Here is a 15,258-nt window from a genome sequence, read left to right as displayed (position 1 = left end):
TTATTAAGTGGTCTATTAGCTTCAGGTTAATTGCAACGTGGTAAGCATTAACCTTTTAGTGGGGTGTTAAATGGATGAATTCAAACCAGAAGACGAGCTGAAACCCGATCCCAGCGATCGTCGTACTGGTCGTTCTCGTCAATCTTCTGAGCGTTCAGAACGTACTGAACGTGGCGAACCGCAGATCAATTTTGATGATATTGAACTTGATGACACTGACGATCGCCGTCCGACTCGTGCGCAAAAAGAGCGCAATGAGGAACCGGAAATCGAAGAAGAAATTGATGATTCCGAAGATGAAGCTGTGGATGAAGAGCGCGTAGAGCGTCGTCCGCGTAAGCGTAAAAAAGCAGCCAGCAAACCGGCTTCTCGTCAGTATATGATGATGGGCGTCGGCATTCTGGTTCTGTTGTTGTTGATCATCGGTATCGGTTCTGCGCTAAAAGCCCCCTCGACCTCTTCCAGCGATCAAACTGCGTCTGGTGAGAAGAGTATTGATCTTTCTGGTAATGCGGTCGATCAGGCGAATGGTGTGCAGCCAGCGCCGGGAACCACGTCTGCGCAAAATACCCAGCAGGATGTTTCTCTGCCACCGATCTCTTCTACGCCGACTCAGGGGCAATCCCCGGCGGCAATGGATGGGCAGCAACGTGTTGAAGTGCAGGGCGATCTGAATAACGCGCTGACACAACCACAAAATCAGCAGCAGTTGAACAATGTGGCGGTCAACTCCACGCTGCCGACCGAACCTGCGACTGTAGCCCCAGTTCGCAATGGCAATGCATCGCGTGATACGGCGAAAACGCAAACTGCTGAACGTCCGACCACCACGCGTCCGGCACGTCAGCAGACGGTGATTGAACCGAAGAAACCGCAAGCAACCGTGAAAACGGAACCGAAGCCAGTAGCACAACAGCCGAAGCATACTGAACCGGCTGCGCCAGTGGTGAGCACCAGGGCACCTGCTGCGACTTCTACGCCAGTAGCAACGCCTGCGCCAAAAGCGACCGCCAGCACGGAGCCTGCACAAACGGCATCTCCGGCGCAAACCACGGCAACACCAGCCGCTGGGGCGAAGACTACAGGCAATGTCGGCTCGTTGAAATCGGCACCGTCCAGCCATTACACTCTGCAGCTAAGCAGTTCTTCTAACTACGACAACCTGAACGGTTGGGCGAAGAAAGAGAATCTGAAAAACTACGTTGTCTATGAAACGACGCGTAACGGTCAGCCGTGGTATGTCCTGGTTTCTGGCGTGTACGCTTCGAAAGAAGAAGCGAAAAAAGCGGTATCTACATTGCCAGCCGATGTTCAGGCCAAAAACCCGTGGGCGAAACCGCTGCGTCAGGTACAGGCCGATTTGAAGTAATCAAGGCTATTTCCCGCAATGGTTTACCGTTGCGGGAACTGCCTGAAGCGCTGGATGCTGTCGGAGCTTTCTCCACAGCCGGAGAAGGTGTAATTAGTTAGTCAGCATGAAGAAAAATCGCGCTTTTTTGAAGTGGGCAGGGGGCAAATATCCCCTGCTTGATGATATTAAACGACATTTGCCTAAGGGCGAATGTTTGGTTGAGCCTTTTGTGGGTGCCGGGTCGGTGTTTCTCAACACCGACTTTTCTCGTTATGTCCTTGCTGATATCAATAGCGACCTGATCAGCCTCTACAACATTGTGAAGACGCGTACCGATGAGTACGTACAGGCTGCTCACGAGCTGTTTGTTCCTGAGACAAATTGCGCTGAGGTCTACTATCAGTTCCGCGAAGAGTTCAACAAAAGTCAGGATCCCTTCCGCCGGGCGGTACTGTTTTTATATCTGAATCGCTACGGGTACAACGGTCTGTGCCGTTACAATCTGCGCGGTGAATTTAATGTGCCATTCGGCCGTTACAAAAAACCCTATTTCCCGGAAGCAGAGTTGTATCACTTTGCCGAAAAAGCGCAGAATGCCTTTTTCTATTGTGAGTCTTACGCCGACAGCATGGCGCGCGCGGATGATGCATCCGTCGTTTATTGCGATCCGCCTTATGCACCACTTTCTGCAACCGCCAACTTTACGGCGTATCACACAAATAGTTTTACTCTTGAACAACAAGCGCATCTGGCGGAGATTGCTGAAGGTCTGGTTGATCGCCAGATCCCGGTACTGATTTCCAATCATGATACTGCGCTAACGCGCGAGTGGTATCAGCGCGCAAAATTGCATGTCGTCAAAGTTCGACGCAGTATAAGCAGCAACGGCGGCACACGTAAAAAGGTGGACGAACTGCTGGCTTTGTACAAACCAGGAGTCGTTTCACCCGCGAAAAAATAATTCTCAAGGAGAAGCGGATGAAACAGTATTTGATTGCCCCCTCAATTCTGTCGGCTGATTTTGCCCGCCTGGGTGAAGATACCGCAAAAGCCCTGGCAGCCGGCGCTGATGTCGTGCATTTTGATGTCATGGATAACCACTACGTTCCCAACCTGACGATTGGACCTATGGTGCTGAAATCCTTGCGTAACTACGGCATTACCGCCCCTATTGATGTACATTTGATGGTGAAACCGGTTGATCGCATTGTGCCGGATTTCGCTGCCGCAGGTGCCAGCATCATTACCTTTCATCCTGAAGCCTCAGAGCACGTTGATCGCACGCTGCAACTGATTAAAGAAAATGGCTGTAAAGCGGGTCTGGTGTTCAACCCGGCCACGCCGTTGAGTTATCTGGACTATGTGATGGATAAGCTGGATGTGATCCTGCTGATGTCAGTTAACCCCGGTTTTGGCGGTCAGTCTTTCATTCCGCAAACGTTAGATAAACTACGCGAAGTGCGTCGCCGCATCGACGAGTCTGGTTTCGATATCCGCCTGGAAGTGGATGGCGGAGTGAAGGTTAATAACATTGGCGAAATCGCTGCGGCGGGGGCGGATATGTTCGTCGCTGGTTCGGCCATTTTCGACCAGCCAGACTACAAAAAAGTCATTGATGAAATGCGCAGTGAACTGGCAAAGGTAAGTCATGAATAAGTTTGAAGATATTCGGGGCGTTGCCTTCGATCTCGATGGCACGCTGGTTGACAGTGCTCCCGGTCTTGCTGCCGCGGTAGATATGGCGCTGTACGCGCTGGAGTTACCTGTCGCAGGCGAAGAAAGAGTTATTACCTGGATTGGTAACGGCGCAGATGTTCTGATGGAACGAGCACTGACCTGGGCGCGTCAGGAACGTGCGACCCTGCGTAAAACGATGGGTAAGCCGCCTGTTGATGACGACATCCCATTGCAAGAACAGGTGCGTATTATGCGTAAGCTGTTTGACCGCTACTATGGCGAGGTTGCTGAAGAAGGGACGTTTTTGTTTCCACACGTTGCCGATACGCTCGGTGCGTTGCAGGCCAAAGGCTTGCCGTTAGGTCTGGTCACGAACAAACCGACGCCGTTTGTTGCGCCATTGCTTGAAGCTTTAGATATCGCCAAATACTTTAGCGTGGTCATCGGTGGCGATGACGTACAAAACAAAAAGCCGCATCCGGATCCGCTGTTACTGGTGGCTGAACGTATGGGCATTGCTCCACAACAAATGCTGTTTGTTGGCGACTCTCGCAATGATATTCAGGCGGCAAAAGCGGCCGGTTGTCCTTCTGTTGGCTTAACCTATGGATATAACTACGGCGAGGCTATCGAACTTAGCCAGCCTGATGTAATTTATCAGTCTCTCAATGACCTTCTGCCCGCATTAGGGCTTCCGCAAAGCGAAAATCAGGAATCGAAAAATGACTAAGCCCATCGTTTTTAGTGGCGCACAGCCTTCAGGTGAATTGACCATTGGTAACTACATGGGTGCGCTGCGTCAGTGGGTAAACATGCAGGATGACTACCATTGCATTTACTGTATCGTTGACCAACACGCTATTACCGTGCGCCAGGATGCACAGAAGCTGCGTAAAGCGACGCTGGATACGTTGGCACTGTATCTGGCTTGTGGCATCGATCCTGAGAAAAGCACCATCTTTGTTCAGTCCCACGTACCGGAACACGCACAGTTAGGTTGGGCGCTGAACTGCTATACCTATTTCGGTGAGCTGAGCCGGATGACTCAGTTCAAAGATAAATCTGCACGTTACGCTGAGAATATCAACGCTGGTCTGTTTGACTATCCGGTGCTGATGGCAGCAGATATCCTGCTGTATCAAACCAACCTGGTGCCGGTCGGTGAGGATCAGAAACAGCACCTGGAACTGAGCCGTGATATCGCCCAGCGTTTCAACGCGCTGTATGGCGATATCTTTAAAGTGCCAGAGCCGTATATTCCGAAATCTGGCGCGCGCGTAATGTCTTTGCTGGAGCCGACCAAAAAGATGTCCAAGTCTGACGATAACCGCAATAACGTTATCGGCCTGCTGGAAGATCCGAAATCGGTAGTGAAGAAAATCAAGCGTGCGGTCACTGATTCCGACGAGCCGCCAGTAGTTCGCTACGACGTGCAGAACAAAGCGGGGGTTTCTAACCTGCTGGATATCCTTTCTGCAGTGACTGGCCAGAGCATCCCGGAGCTGGAAAAACAGTTCGAAGGCAAAATGTATGGTCATCTGAAAGGCGAAGTGGCAGAAGCGGTTTCCGGAATGTTGACTGAATTGCAGGAGCGTTATCACCGTTTCCGCAATGACGAAGCCTTCCTGCAACAGGTGATGAAAGACGGTGCAGAAAAAGCCAGCGCACACGCTTCCCGCACGCTGAAAGCGGTTTACGAAGCAATTGGTTTTGTAGCGAAGCCGTAATTCAACATTGTTGGCAAAGTGCGCTTTGTTTATGCCAGATGCGACGTGAACGCCTTATCTGGCCTATAAAATGTTGTAAATTCAACATGTTGAAGAAAAGCGTAGCGCATCATGCAGTTTTGCTTTTATCATCACTCTGAAACCGGGGAAACCCGGTTTTTTTGTCCCTTTTTCGCAGTAATCCGGAAAAATGTGAAGCATCTCGCCGTTTCCATCTCTCGTGGTTGCCACTTATCTTCATTTTAATGAATATATAAATATTCACTTTATTGAAAATTTACTATGCGCCGAACGTTTATCAAAAAAGAAGGTGTCGTCATCACGACGCTGGCCCGTTATTTGTTGGGTGAAAAATGCGGTAATCGCCTGAAAACGATTGATGAGCTGGCAACTGAATGCCGCTCGTCCGTTGGCCTGACGCAGGCCGCGCTAAAAACGCTGGAATCAAGCGGCGCGATACGCATTGAACGTCGCGGGCGTAATGGCAGTTTCCTGGCGGAGATGGATAACAAAGCGCTGTTGAGCCATGTCGATATCAACAATGTAGTCTGTGCGATGCCTCTGCCTTATACCCGTCTGTACGAAGGGTTGGCTAGCGGGTTAAAAGCCCAGTTTGATGGCATTCCTTTTTACTATGCGCATATGCGCGGCGCGGATATTCGCGTGGAGTGTTTGCTTAACGGTGTGTATGACATGGCAGTGGTTTCCCGGCTGGCGGCAGAAAGTTATCTCACACAAAAAGGTTTATGCCTCGCACTGGAGTTGGGGCCGCACACCTACGTTGGTGAGCACCAGTTGATTTGTCGCAAAGGTGAATCCGGTAATGTGCAGCGTGTTGGGCTGGATAGTCGCTCGGCGGATCAGAAAATCATGACCGATGTCTTTTTTGGTGATCGCAGTGTGGAGCGCGTCGATCTCTCCTATCACGAGAGTTTGCAGCGCATTGTCAAAGGTGATGTCGATGCGGTGATCTGGAATGTGGTGGCAGAAAGCGAACTGGCCATGCTTGGATTAGAAGCGACGCCGCTCACAGACGATCCGCGATTTTTGCAGGCCACCGAAGCCGTGATCCTGACGCGAGCTGATGATTACCCGATGCAACAATTACTGCGTGCGGTTGTTGATAAACACGCCCTGCTTGCCCATCAACAGCGGGTGGTCAGCGGGGAACAGGAACCCAGTTATTAAATAAAAGGCATCTAAAATGGAAACCAGACTCAACCTGCTTTGCGATGCAGGGGTCATAGATAAGGACATTTGTAAAGGCATGATGCAGGTTGTCAAGATTCTGGAAACAGAATGTCATCTGCCCATACGTAGCGAGCAGGGAACGATGGCGATGACGCATATGGCGAGTGCGCTGATGCGCAGCCGTCGCGGTGAACAGATACTGCCGCTGGATGACGAATTACTGACGGAACTGGCGCAATCCAGCCACTGGCCAGCGATCATGCAGTTGCATCGGGTGTTATTGCAGGGATTCGCGTTGGAAGTTAACCCGTGTGAAGAAGGATATCTGCTGGCCAACCTTTATGGATTATGGATGGCCGCTAACGAAGACCTTTGAAGCACATGGCAAATCCACGTCGTACATCTTAAATATTCAAAAAAATGAATATTTGAATTAAGGAACAGAAACGAGGCAACAAGATGTTTGTAGAAGCATTGAAACGCCAGAACCCGGCGCTGATTTCTGCCGCATTAAGCCTGTGGCAGCAGGGCAAGATCGCCCCGGACTGTTGGGTGATCGACGTGGATCAGGTACTGGAAAACGGTAAGCGACTCATTGAGACAGCACGGCTTTACGGTATTGAACTGTATCTGATGACTAAGCAGTTCGGTCGTAACCCGTGGCTGGCGGAAAAGCTGCTGGCGCTGGGCTACAGCGGCATTGTGGCGGTGGACTACAAAGAGGCACGAGTGATGCGTCGCGCCGGTTTGCCGGTGGCGCATCAGGGGCATCTGGTACAAATCCCTTGTCACCAGGTATCTGACACCGTTGAACAGGGAACCGGTGTTATCACTGTGTTTACCCTCGATAAAGCACGGGAAATTTCTGCGGCAGCGGTGAAGGCTGGATGCGTACAGTCTGTGCTGCTCAAAGTTTATAGCGACGATGATTTCCTTTATCCAGGGCAGGAGAGCGGTTTTACCCAAAATACGCTGCATGACATTGTCGCTGAAATCCAAAAACTACCAGGACTACATTTAGCGGGACTTACCCATTTCCCTTGCCTGCTTTGGGATGAAACAAGCGGGAAAGTTTTACCCACGCCGAATCTTCACACGCTGGTACAGGCGCGGGATCAACTGGCTAAATCTGGCACTGCCCTTGAGCAACTAAACGCGCCTTCAGCGACCAGTTGCACTTCGTTGCCGGTGTTAGCGCAATATGGTGTTACCCATGCCGAACCTGGTCATGCGCTGACCGGCACTATTCCGGCAAACCAGCAGGGCGATCAACCCGAACGTATCGCCATGCTTTGGTTAAGTGAAATTTCCCACCACTTCCGTGGCGACAGTTATTGCTATGGCGGTGGTTACTATCGCCGTGGTCATGCACATCACGCTCTTATTTTTACTCCAGAAAATCAAAGCATCACAGAAACACTTCTCAAAACAGTGGATGACAACAGTATCGACTATTACCTGCCGTTGGCTGGTGAGTTTCCGGTAAGTAGCGCGGTGGTGCTTTGTTTTCGTACGCAGATTTTTGTCACCCGTAGCGATGTGGTGTTGGTGTCCGGTATTCAGCGCGGCGCGGCGGAAATTGTTGGTCGCTATGACAGCCTCGGCAACCTTCTGGAGGCGTAAATGGCGCGATTTGTGGTGTTAGTGATCGATAGTTTTGGCGTAGGCGCAATGAAAGATGTTGCGCGGGTACGCCCACAGGATGCCGGGGCGAATACCTGTGGTCACATTCTTAGCCAGTTGCCGCATTTACAGTTGCCGACTCTTGAGAAGTTGGGGCTAATCAATGCATTGGGTTATGCGCCGGGTGATATGCAGCCATCGGATTGCGCAGTCTGGGGCGTAGCAGAACTGCAACATGAAGGTGGCGATACCTTTATGGGGCATCAGGAAATTTTAGGTACGCGCCCCTTGCCGCCGCTGCGGATGCCCTTTCGCGACGTTATTGATCGTGTTGAACGAGCCTTAATGGCTGCGGGCTGGCAGGTCGAACGCCGTGGCGATGCGTTGCAATTTCTGTGGGTAAACCAGGCCGTGGCAGTTGGCGACAATCTCGAAGCGGATTTAGGCCAGGTCTATAACGTTACCGCCAATCTCTCTGCGATACCGTTCGATGAAGTTGTCAAGATTGGTCGTGTGGTGCGTGAGCAGGTACAGGTTGGCAGGGTTATTACTTTTGGCGGCCTGTTGCAGGACAGCCAGCGCATTCTTGATGCCGCAGAAAGCAAGGAAGGGCGTTTTATTGGCATAAATGCACCGCGTTCCGGCGCTTATGACAGCGGTTTCCAGGTTGTACATATGGGCTACGGTGTCGATGAAAAAGTGCAGGTGCCGCAACAACTGCATCAGGTAGGCGTACCTACGGTGCTGGTGGGTAAGGTGGCGGATATCGTCAGCAATCCTCATGGAATGAGCTGGCAAAATTTGGTGGATAGCCAACGGATTATGGATATCACTCTCGACGAATTTAACGCCCATCCGACAGCCTTTATTTGCACCAATATTCAGGAAACCGACCTCGCCGGTCACGCAGAAGACGTCGCACGTTATGCCGAACGTTTGCAGGTCGTTGACCGTAATCTTGCCCGGCTTGTTGAGGCGATGCAGCCGGATGATTGCCTGATCGTCATGGCTGATCACGGTAACGACCCGACTATCGGCCACAGCCACCATACCCGCGAAGTAGTGCCTGTGCTGGTTTATCAGCGTGGATTGGCTGCCACTCGTCTGGGTGTGTATCCCACGCTCTCTGATGTTGGAGCCACGGTATGTGAATTTTTCCGTGCTTCGCCGCCACAAAACGGCAGCTCTTTTTTATCTTCCCTTCGCTTTCAGGGTGACTCTTTATGACCATCGATTCGACCGGCTACACCCTTGCTCATGAGCATCTGCATATTGATCTCTCCGGCTTTAAAAACAACGTGGATTGCCGCCTTGATCAATATGCGTTCATTTGCCAGGAGATGAACGACCTGATGGCGCAGGGCGTTCGTAATGTGATTGAGATGACCAATCGTTACATGGGCCGCAATGCGCAATTTATGCTCGATGTGATGCGTGAGACGGGAATCAACGTGGTGCCTTGTACTGGTTATTACCAGGATGCCTTTTTCCCGGAGCATGTGGCGACCCGCAGCGTGCAGGAGCTGGCGCAAGAGATGGTCGATGAAATTGAACAGGGTATCGATGGCACGGAACTGAAAGCTGGGGTCATCGCGGAGATTGGCTCCAGTGAGGGCAAAATCACGCCGCTGGAAGAGAAAGTTTTCATTGCCGCCGCGTTGGCGCATAACCAGACCGGACGGCCCATTTCCACTCATACATCTTTTAGCACTATGGGGTTGGAACAACTGGCTCTACTGCAATCCCACGGAGTCGATCTTTCGCGGGTCACCCTCGGGCACTGCGATCTTAAAGACAACCTCGACAACATTTTAAAGATGATCGATCTCGGCGCGTATGTGCAGTTCGACACCATTGGCAAGAACAGTTACTACCCGGATGAGAAGCGTATTGCGATGCTTCACGCGCTCCGCGACCGTGGATTGCTTAACCGCGTCATGCTGTCGATGGATATTACTCGTCGTTCCCATTTAAAAGCCAACGGTGGTTATGGCTATGACTTTTTATTTACCACCTTTATTCCGCAGTTGCGCCAGTCAGGATTCAGTCAGGCCGATGTGGATGTGATGTTACGTGAAACTCCCTCTCAATTTTTCCAATAAGGACAGACTCATGAAAAAGATTGGCGTTGCAGGCTTACAGCGTGAGCAGATTAAAAAAACCATTGAAACGACGGCTCCTGGCTGTTTTGAAGTTTTCATTTATAACGACATGGAAGCGGCAATGAAAGTGAAATCCGGGCAACTGGATTACTACATCGGCGCGTGTAATACCGGCGCAGGTGCGGCATTGTCGATTGCTATCGCGGTGATTGGTTATAACAAAAGTTGCACCATTGCCAGACCTGGTATTAAAGCGAAAGACGAGCATATCGCCAAAATGATCGCTGAAGGAAAGGTGGCGTTTGGGCTTTCCGTTGAGCACGTTGAACACGCGATTCCGATGCTGATTAACCATCTGAAATAAAAGGCACGACTATGGATCTGTATATTCAGATTATCGTGGTGGCGTGCCTGACCGGTATGACATCACTTCTGGCACATCGCTCGGCGGCCGTATTTCATGATGGTATTCGCCCGATCCTGCCACAATTGATTGAAGGCTATATGAACCGTCGCGAGGCGGGGAGTATCGCTTTCGGTTTGAGTATTGGTTTTGTGGCATCGGTGGGGATCTCCTTTACCCTGAAAACCGGCCTGCTCAACGCATGGTTACTTTTTCTTCCTACCGATATCCTCGGCGTACTGGCGATAAACAGCCTGATGGCGTTTGGCCTTGGCGCAATCTGGGGGATACTGATCCTCACCTGCCTGCTGCCGGTAAACCAGTTGCTGACTGCGCTGCCGGTTGATGTTTTAGGTAGTCTGGGGGAATTAAGCTCTCCGGTAGTTTCTGCTTTTGCACTCTTCCCGCTGGTGGCGATTTTCTACCAGTTTGGCTGGAAGCAAAGCCTGATCGCTGCCGCCGTCGTGTTGATGACTCGCGTCGTGGTGGTGCGTTATTTCCCGCATCTTAATCCGGAATCCATCGAAATCTTTATTGGCATGGTAATGCTGCTGGGGATCGCGATAACTCACGACCTGCGTCATCGTGATGAAAATGATATCGATGCCAGCGGATTTTCGGTCTTTGAAGAGCGCACGTCGCGGATTATCAAAAATCTTCCGTATATCGCCATTGTCGGAGCGCTGATCGCTGCTGTTGCCAGTATGAAAATTTTTGCTGGTAGCGAAGTGTCGATCTTCACCCTTGAGAAAGCGTACTCCGCAGGCGTCACGCCGGAGCAATCGCAAACGCTGATCAATCAGGCGGCGCTGGCAGAATTTATGCGCGGGCTGGGTTTTGTGCCGTTGATTGCCACCACTGCGTTAGCCACGGGGGTGTATGCGGTTGCTGGCTTTACCTTTGTCTATGCGGTGGGCTATCTCTCGCCTAATCCGATGGTTGCGGCGGTATTGGGCGCAGTGGTTATTTCGGCGGAAGTTTTGTTGTTACGGTCGATAGGTAAATGGCTGGGGCGCTACCCGTCAGTGCGTAATGCGTCGGATAACATTCGTAACGCCATGAATATGCTGATGGAAGTGGCTCTGTTGGTCGGTTCGATTTTCGCGGCAATCAAAATGGCGGGTTATACCGGATTCTCTATTGCGGTCGCCATTTACTTCCTCAACGAATCTCTGGGGCGTCCGGTACAGAAAATGGCGGCACCTGTGGTGGCAGTGATGATCACCGGCATTCTGCTGAATGTTCTTTACTGGCTTGGCTTGTTTGTTCCGGCTTAAGGAATGCACTTATGAAGACGTTTCCCTTGCAAAGCCTGACTCTTGCTGAAGCACAGCAAAAGCAGTTTGCGCTGGTGGACACGATTTGCCGCTATTTCCCTGGCGGTGAGTTCCTTACCTGTGGTGATTTGGGATTAACGCCGGGGTTGAATCAACCGCGCATTACTCAACGTGTGGAACAGGTACTGGCGGGTGTGTTTCATGCGCAAGCGGCGGCGCTGGTGCAAGGCGCTGGCACTGGGGCGATCCGTGCCGGGCTGGCAGCTTTGCTCAAGCCCGGGCAGCGTCTTCTGGTACATGATGCGCCTGTTTATCCGACTACGCGGGTCATTATTGAGCAGATGGGGCTGACGCTTATTACCGCTGATTTCAATGACCTGTCGGCACTTAAGCAAATCGTCGAAGAGCAACAACCAGATGCAGCACTGGTGCAACATACACGCCAGCAGCCGCAGGATCGCTACATTCTGGCAGATGTGCTGGCAACGTTGCGCCTGGCGGGTGTTCCAGCGTTAACTGATGACAACTATGCGGTGATGAAGGTGGCGCGGATTGGCTGCGAATGCGGGGCGAATGTCTCAACTTTTTCCTGCTTCAAGCTGTTTGGGCCGGAGGGGGTTGGTGCGGTGGTAGGCGATGCTGATACCATCAACCGTATTCGTGCCACGCTTTACTCCGGAGGCAGCCAGATTCAGGGCGCTCAGGCGCTGGAAGTCTTGCGCGGACTGGTTTTTGCGCCAGTGATGCATGCAGTACAGGCGAGGGTATCTGAAAGGTTGCTGACCTTGCTCAACGGTGGCGCAGTGCCACAAGTTAAAAGCGCCGTCATTGCCAATGCGCAGTCGAAGGTGTTGATTGTGGAGTTCCATCAGCCGATTGCTGCAAGGGTACTGGAAGAAGCGCAGAAACGCGGTGCATTGCCATATCCAGTTGGTGCGGAGTCGAAATATGAAATTCCGCCGCTCTTTTATCGTCTTTCCGGGACATTTCGTCAGGCGAATCCACAATTAGAACATTGTGCGATTCGTATTAATCCTAATCGTAGTGGTGAGGAGACAGTGCTGCGTATTTTGCGCGAGAGTATTGCCTGTATTTAACTGCTGTGAACGATATTTTTAAAGGCAAGGTAAAAACAAATACGCCCTCTGGTAAAAATAGAGGGCGTCAGGTAATTAAAACAGCATTAACCGATCTCTGTTAAGAGATTACTGTGCAGTCGGACCGCAGCCGCCAATGATTTTAGAAATAGAAATTGCCGGATGCAGAAGGTAATCATAAGAGCAGTTTTTGTCACGGTTTTCAATATGACCAGTACATGCAGTTAACGTTGCCAGTACCGCACCTACCAATGCTACTTTAATAAACTTGTTCATTCTCATTCCCTATGTAAAATATATCGAGTAATATTCATTAGTTATGTGAATATAAGCAAACAGCTCGTTAGAGACAATACAGGAATATCTATGACACGTCAGTGAGTGGACTATTAATAATTCAATTATATTTGTAAGCCACTGTAACTGTGGGGAGTTGTTAAAAAACAAATTAGTTAAAAAGTTGTTTTATGTCTGCTGAAAATAAAAATTAATATGGTGATTATTGTAAATAAAAAGGCCAGAAATATCCGGCCTTAGATAATTTTTTTTAAATTAATGGTTAGAGAACCAGTTTAATTTATCGCGCAGGCCAACGACCCGACCAATAATAATCAAAGACGGGCTGTTCATTTGCTGCGCAAGTTCACCGAGTTGCGCGAGCGTACCGTCAATCACGCGTTGCGTAACCGCCGTACCGTTTTCGACAATCGCCACCGGCATTTCACCTGGCATTCCGTATTCAATCAGCTTTTGCTGAATGGTCGCGGCCTGATTCAGCCCCATATAGAACACCAGCGTCTGTTTTTCTGCCGCCAGATTCTCCCAGTCCAGCTCGCCACCCGTTTTTAAGTGCCCGGTGATTAAGCGCACGCTCTGGGCGTAATCGCGATGTGTTAGCGGAATACCCGAATAGGCAGAGCAACCAGAAGCTGCGGTAATGCCCGGAACCACCGAGAACGGAATGCCTGCATTGCACAGCGTTTCCAGCTCTTCGCCGCCACGCCCGAAAATAAACGGATCGCCGCCTTTCAGACGCACCACGCGTTTGCCTTTTTGCGCTTCCCGCAACAGGATCTGGTTAATCTCTTCCTGCGGTACGCAGTGGTATCCCGCACGTTTACCGACGAAAACGCGGTCAGCATCGCGGCGTACCAGATTCATAATATCGTCAGAAACCAGACGGTCGTAGACCACCACATCAGCCTGCTGAATTTGTTGCAGGCCTTTCAGCGTCAGTAGCCCGGCATCGCCTGGACCTGCGCCAACCAGCACCACTTCACCACGATGATCGAGCGGCTCATTGATTAACTGTTCGGTCGTTTCAGTAATGGCTTTCTGATCGTTGTTCGCCAGCGACTGCGCCAGACGGTCATTGACGAACAGTTTTTCCCAGAAACGGCGACGCTCACCCATTGTGGCGAACTGCTGTTTCACCCGACCGCGTAACTGTCCGGCATATTTTGCCACCTGACCCAGATGGAGAGGCAGTAGTGATTCGAGTTTTTCGCGCAGCAGGCGCGCCAGGACTGGAGATGTGCCGCCGGAGGAGACCGCTACCATTAGCGGTGAGCGGTCGATAATGGACGGCATAATGAAACTGGCGGCTTTCGGTGCATCTACCACATTACAGAAGATACGACGAGATTCAGCGGCTTCGCTGACGCGCTGGTTAAGCGCATCATCATCAGTAGCCGCAATCGCCAGCCAACAGGTATCGAGAAGGCTTTCATCAAATGGCCCCTCGACGAGGGTTAACATGCCAGCATCTGCCCATGCGGTAAACTGCGGAATAAACGCTAATGCATTCACCGTTAAGCGAGCGCCTGCGTCCAACAGCAACCTGGCTTTGCGTTCCGCGACATCACCGCCGCCGACAATCAGACAGTCGCGATCGCGTAATTGGCAAAATATAGGCAAATGATCCACGTAAAACCCCTTACTGATTAACCTGCAGCCGTTTCAGTTTGATTAAATTTGTCCGCAATCGGACGATTAGCTTTCGGCGTAGCATACCAATAACCCAATCCCATGAATACGGCGCCAGATAAAGTATTACCCAGCGTCACCCACAGCAGGTTATGACCAATGCCCGCCAGAGTGTAGGCTTCGCTATGGTTGCCGAACCAGGAGAGGGCGAACAGCGTCATGTTGGCAACGGAGTGCTCATAGCCGGAGGCGATAAACGCCAGCAGACACCACCAGATAGCGATAAATTTCGCCGCGCCTTCGGTGCGCAGCGCCATCCAGATTGCCAGGCAAACCAGCCAGTTACACAATGCGCCTTTGAAGAACAGTACCATCGCCGGTGCGGTGGTTTTGGCCAGCGCGACAGAATGGACGATGCTGGTATCCACCGGTAGCAGGCTACCGCCGCCCCAGCTATAGAGCATCGCTACGAAGATGGAACCGACCAGATTACCCAGCCAGGTTTGCGGCAGAATTGCCCACATTTGCCCGTGGCTGATGGTGCCTGCTTTCACCCCAAAGGTGAGGAACATGGTGTGTCCGGTGAACAGTTCAGAACCGGCGATAATCACCAGCGTTAAGGCGATACCAAAAGTTGCCCCCATCACCAGCGGACGCACGGACGGATCGAGCAAATTGCCGAGCGTGAAAATCAGGATGATCCCAAGACCCACATAAGCTCCCGCCATTGCGGAGCTGACCCAAAAGCCAAGCGGGTTATTTGCCGACAGGCGTGCGATGCGCGCAGCGTTCGCCGCACACTTATTGATAGTGTCTGTAAACATTTGATTATCCTTAAAAAATAAAAACAAAAAATAAAACAAAGAGTTTAAAAAATGTCCTGC

The 15,258-nt window shown here is 51.2% G+C and carries 16 protein-coding genes; 13 read left to right on the top strand and 3 right to left on the bottom strand.

The annotated features are described in order from the left end of the window. Positions 1–70 precede the first annotated feature (70 nt). The 13 genes from damX (at position 71) to A9587_RS12645 (ending at position 12,448) form a co-directional block, all read left to right on the top strand. Positions 71–1,369 (top strand): cell division protein DamX, encoded by a 1,299-nt coding sequence (damX, locus tag A9587_RS12710; RefSeq protein WP_016249277.1) that lies wholly within the window; start codon positions 71–73, stop codon positions 1,367–1,369. 106 nt (positions 1,370–1,475) lie between these two features. Continuing rightward, positions 1,476–2,312, top strand: a complete 837-nt coding sequence (dam, locus tag A9587_RS12705; protein ID WP_000742158.1) for an adenine-specific DNA-methyltransferase — start codon at positions 1,476–1,478, stop codon at positions 2,310–2,312. A 17-nt stretch (positions 2,313–2,329) separates the two neighbouring features. Continuing rightward, positions 2,330–3,007, top strand: coding sequence for a ribulose-phosphate 3-epimerase (rpe, locus tag A9587_RS12700; RefSeq protein ID WP_000816280.1), 678 nt, complete (start codon positions 2,330–2,332; stop codon positions 3,005–3,007). Then, complete coding sequence (gene gph, locus A9587_RS12695; RefSeq protein ID WP_001517219.1) at positions 3,000–3,758, top strand: phosphoglycolate phosphatase; 759 nt, start codon at positions 3,000–3,002, stop codon at positions 3,756–3,758. The genes rpe and gph overlap by 8 nt, the downstream gene beginning before the upstream one ends. Continuing rightward, positions 3,751–4,755: a tryptophan--tRNA ligase gene (trpS, locus tag A9587_RS12690; protein ID WP_000165548.1), complete on the top strand. Its 1,005-nt coding sequence runs from the start codon at positions 3,751–3,753 to the stop codon at positions 4,753–4,755. The genes gph and trpS overlap by 8 nt, the downstream gene beginning before the upstream one ends. Before the next feature lie 282 nt (positions 4,756–5,037). Continuing rightward, positions 5,038–5,943, top strand: coding sequence for a GntR family transcriptional regulator YhfZ (yhfZ, locus tag A9587_RS12680; RefSeq protein ID WP_001254804.1), 906 nt, complete (start codon positions 5,038–5,040; stop codon positions 5,941–5,943). A gap of 16 nt (positions 5,944–5,959) precedes the next feature. Further along, positions 5,960–6,322, top strand: a complete 363-nt coding sequence (locus tag A9587_RS12675; RefSeq protein ID WP_000450044.1) for a hypothetical protein — start codon at positions 5,960–5,962, stop codon at positions 6,320–6,322. A gap of 83 nt (positions 6,323–6,405) precedes the next feature. Further along, positions 6,406–7,569, top strand: coding sequence for a YhfX family PLP-dependent enzyme (locus A9587_RS12670; RefSeq protein ID WP_001517217.1), 1,164 nt, complete (start codon positions 6,406–6,408; stop codon positions 7,567–7,569). After that, the gene (locus A9587_RS12665; RefSeq protein ID WP_001517216.1) at positions 7,570–8,796 is read left to right on the top strand and encodes a phosphopentomutase; all 1,227 of its coding nucleotides are present in this window, start codon (positions 7,570–7,572) and stop codon (positions 8,794–8,796) included. After that, the gene (locus A9587_RS12660; RefSeq protein WP_016249275.1) at positions 8,793–9,671 is read left to right on the top strand and encodes a phosphotriesterase-related protein; all 879 of its coding nucleotides are present in this window, start codon (positions 8,793–8,795) and stop codon (positions 9,669–9,671) included. Before A9587_RS12665 ends, A9587_RS12660 begins: the two co-directional genes overlap by 4 nt. Positions 9,672–9,681: 10 nt before the next feature. After that, positions 9,682–10,035 carry a DUF2620 domain-containing protein gene (locus tag A9587_RS12655; RefSeq protein ID WP_001517214.1) on the top strand — a complete coding sequence of 118 codons (354 nt, stop codon included), beginning with the start codon at positions 9,682–9,684 and terminating at the stop codon, positions 10,033–10,035. An 11-nt stretch (positions 10,036–10,046) separates the two neighbouring features. Next, positions 10,047–11,351 (top strand): YhfT family protein, encoded by a 1,305-nt coding sequence (locus A9587_RS12650; protein WP_000366842.1) that lies wholly within the window; start codon positions 10,047–10,049, stop codon positions 11,349–11,351. An 11-nt stretch (positions 11,352–11,362) separates the two neighbouring features. Further along, complete coding sequence (locus tag A9587_RS12645; RefSeq protein WP_105263289.1) at positions 11,363–12,448, top strand: aminotransferase class I/II-fold pyridoxal phosphate-dependent enzyme; 1,086 nt, start codon at positions 11,363–11,365, stop codon at positions 12,446–12,448. Between the two features lie 108 nt (positions 12,449–12,556). On the opposite strand, the gene A9587_RS12640 is transcribed toward A9587_RS12645, so the two are convergent. The 3 genes from A9587_RS12640 to nirC all read right to left on the bottom strand — a co-directional run bounded on the left by A9587_RS12640 (position 12,557) and on the right by nirC (position 15,198). Next, positions 12,557–12,724 (bottom strand): YhfL family protein, encoded by a 168-nt coding sequence (locus A9587_RS12640; protein WP_001031834.1) that lies wholly within the window; start codon positions 12,722–12,724, stop codon positions 12,557–12,559. 276 nt (positions 12,725–13,000) lie between these two features. After that, positions 13,001–14,374: a siroheme synthase CysG gene (gene cysG, locus A9587_RS12635; protein WP_000349875.1), complete on the bottom strand. Its 1,374-nt coding sequence runs from the start codon at positions 14,372–14,374 to the stop codon at positions 13,001–13,003. 17 nt (positions 14,375–14,391) lie between these two features. After that, positions 14,392–15,198 (bottom strand): nitrite transporter NirC, encoded by an 807-nt coding sequence (nirC, locus tag A9587_RS12630; RefSeq protein WP_000493561.1) that lies wholly within the window; start codon positions 15,196–15,198, stop codon positions 14,392–14,394. Between the last annotated feature and the right edge of the window lie 60 nt (positions 15,199–15,258).

Origin of the sequence: Escherichia sp. MOD1-EC6162 (assembly GCF_002965125.1) — a bacterium.
Classification (GTDB): Bacteria; Pseudomonadota; Gammaproteobacteria; order Enterobacterales; family Enterobacteriaceae; genus Escherichia; species Escherichia marmotae.
The sequence above is the reverse complement of the archived record's forward strand: the minus strand, read 5'-3'. Positions and strand labels throughout refer to the sequence as shown.